Here is a 2493-nt window from a genome sequence, read left to right on the forward strand (position 1 = left end):
CAATGAACCTATTCTTTGGTCATTTCACTTGTACATATAATGTAGAACCGCTGTCTACTGTTCTTTTTGCCAGTCACTGATTTTTTTGAAAGAGGGAAGAAGGGACCGGTTCATTTCCGCTCCGCCCATGCGGCAAGTGTCCGTCTGAGGCGCAGCGAACCACTCAAAGAGCCTGAGACGCTTCCTTGTCCCAGGCTCCATAAATTAATAGTGTTTATTTCACTCGAGTCGATAACAGGTCTATTACAAAATAGGAGACAGGAGTCGTGAGATCGATTCTTTAAACTTAATGTAGTTGGATCGTTTTTTGTAAAGTTCAGGTGTCAGTTCAGTTGAGAGCTCCATATCCTCCATGAAAATCTGACAAAGAGTCGTGACGGTTTCCTGATGATACACGAAGGCATTTACCTCAAAGTTTAAGCGGAAGCTTCGCAGGTCAATATTTGCAGTTCCAACAGAGGCTGCTTCATTATCTGTGACAAGCGTTTTTGCATGTATAAACCCGTTCTCATAAATATAGATGCGTGCTCCTGCTTTCATCAGCTCACCGACATATGAATAAGTGGCCCAGTAAACAAACATATGGTCCGGCTTGTTTGGAATCATAATTCGTACATCCACACCTGATAGCGCTGCAATTCTCAGGGCATCGAGTAAACTGAGATCCGGAATAAAATACGGCGTCTGAATGTAAATATAATTTTTGGCGCTTGTGATTAATTTAATATAACCATTTTTGATTTGTTCCCATTCTGAATCAGGGCCGCTTGATACAATTTGCATCGATACGTCGCCTTTGGTCGGAATTGCCGGAAAGTAATGATCTTCATATTCAATATCATACCGGTGAGAGGCCTGATTCCAATCTAAAACAAATCTGGTCTGGATCGGATGCACCGCGCTGCCTTCCACCCGAAGATGAGTGTCCCGCCAGTATCCGAACCGTTTATCGATTCCAAGGTATTCATCGCCTATATTAAACCCGCCGATATAGCCGACCCGCCCATCCACAATGATTAACTTTCGGTGGTTTCTGAAATTAAGACGTGGATTAATAATTGGCACATTAGAAGGAAAAAACGCTTCAACTTCACCGCCTGCAGCTTGAAGTTCTTTAAAAAAACGTTTGGTCATGCCTCTTGAACCCATGTCATCATATAAGATTCGCACTTTAACCCCTTGATTGGCTTTTTTAATGAGAAGGTTCATGAGACGTTTCGCCAGATCATCACGCCGTAAAATATAGGTTTGGATATGAACATGATCTTTTGCTTCTTCAATATCCTGAAACAGCGCTTCAAACTTTTTTTGACCGTCCACAAAAATATCCACCGAGTTGTCCTGTGTTAAAACCGCATCATTATTATATAGCTGCATATAAATCAGATCTTGTTTTAATTCAGTCTCCCGGGATTTAAATTCGAATGTTTTGTCTTGTATAGCATTTATTTGATAGCGAATCAGCTGCTCAATTCCGACTCGGCTTCTGCCTTCCCAATCAAATAAATCTTTTTTGTACAACTGCCGTCCTAAAAGAAGGTAGAGAGCAAAGCCAGCTATAGGAATAAAAAATAAGACCATCAGCCACGCCCAGGTTGCTCCAGCATCTTTCCGCTCCAAAAAAATAAGGATGCCGGCAAGAACAAAGTTTAAAAAGAAAAAGAATCCGACAACAATTGATATCCAGTCCATAGTGTCCCTGCCAATCTTTTATATAATAGTGTTTCTTTTATCGTACCCTGTCTGTTTAAAGAAAAACAGCCAGAATGCCTTAAAGCAGTAAGCTTTCTTGACAAAAATAATTCTCTTATGATCATAGCATACAGAAAAAGGATAAGAACCGTTCATATAAAATTAATTAAAATGGAATAAATTACTCCTTAAAAAAAGACCTTCATGAACAAGTTATTCATGAAGGTGAAGGCGCTCTTATCTATGAAGAAGTAGTTTAATACTGCGGATCAGTTATCCGTTGTCATTTCTGCAGGAAACTAATTTTGAAAAAGGAAGGGACCGGTTCATTTCCGCTGCGTCCGGAGGCTTTCCGCGTGGCGGGAGGTGAGCCCCGTTGATGCTGCCGCATCTGCTTGGTCTCACCCTTCCCGCTTTTTCACGCAGGAGTCCCCGGTCTCCGCTCCAATGAACCTATTCTTTTGTCATTTCACTCGTATATAGTATGTAGAACAGCTGTCTACTGTTCTATTTTGTCAGTCACTGATTTTTTTGTAAGAGGAAGGAAGGGACCGGTTCATTTCCGCTGCGCCCCATTGATGCTTTCGCATCTGCAGAGTCTCACCCTTCCCGCTTTTTCACGCAGGAGTCCCCGGCCTCCGCTGCAATGAACCTATTCTTTAACAAATTCATCTTAAAAAGAGTACTGATCAACTATCCATAATTTTTCGCGAGAAATTCATTTTTTTGAGAAAGGAAGGAGGACCGGTTCATTTCCGCTGCGTCCGGAGGCTTTCCGCGTGGCGGGAGGTGAGCCCCGTT

At 42.1% G+C, this 2493-nt stretch carries 1 protein-coding gene; it reads right to left on the reverse strand.

The features are described from left to right. Positions 1–243: 243 nt before the first annotated feature. A complete protein-coding gene (gene cls, locus ACQCT8_RS18890) occupies positions 244–1692 on the reverse strand; it encodes a cardiolipin synthase (protein WP_426873687.1) in 1449 nt (482 codons plus the stop codon). Between the last annotated feature and the right edge of the window lie 801 nt (positions 1693–2493).

This window comes from Jeotgalibacillus proteolyticus, assembly GCF_050107735.1.
GTDB classification, from domain to species: Bacteria; Bacillota; Bacilli; order Bacillales; family Jeotgalibacillaceae; genus Jeotgalibacillus; species Jeotgalibacillus proteolyticus_A.

Coding starts and splice junctions, on each gene's coding strand:
- cls (WP_426873687.1), bottom strand. CDS start 1,692: ATGGACTGGATATCAATTGTTGTCGGATTCTTTTTCTTTTTAAACTTT.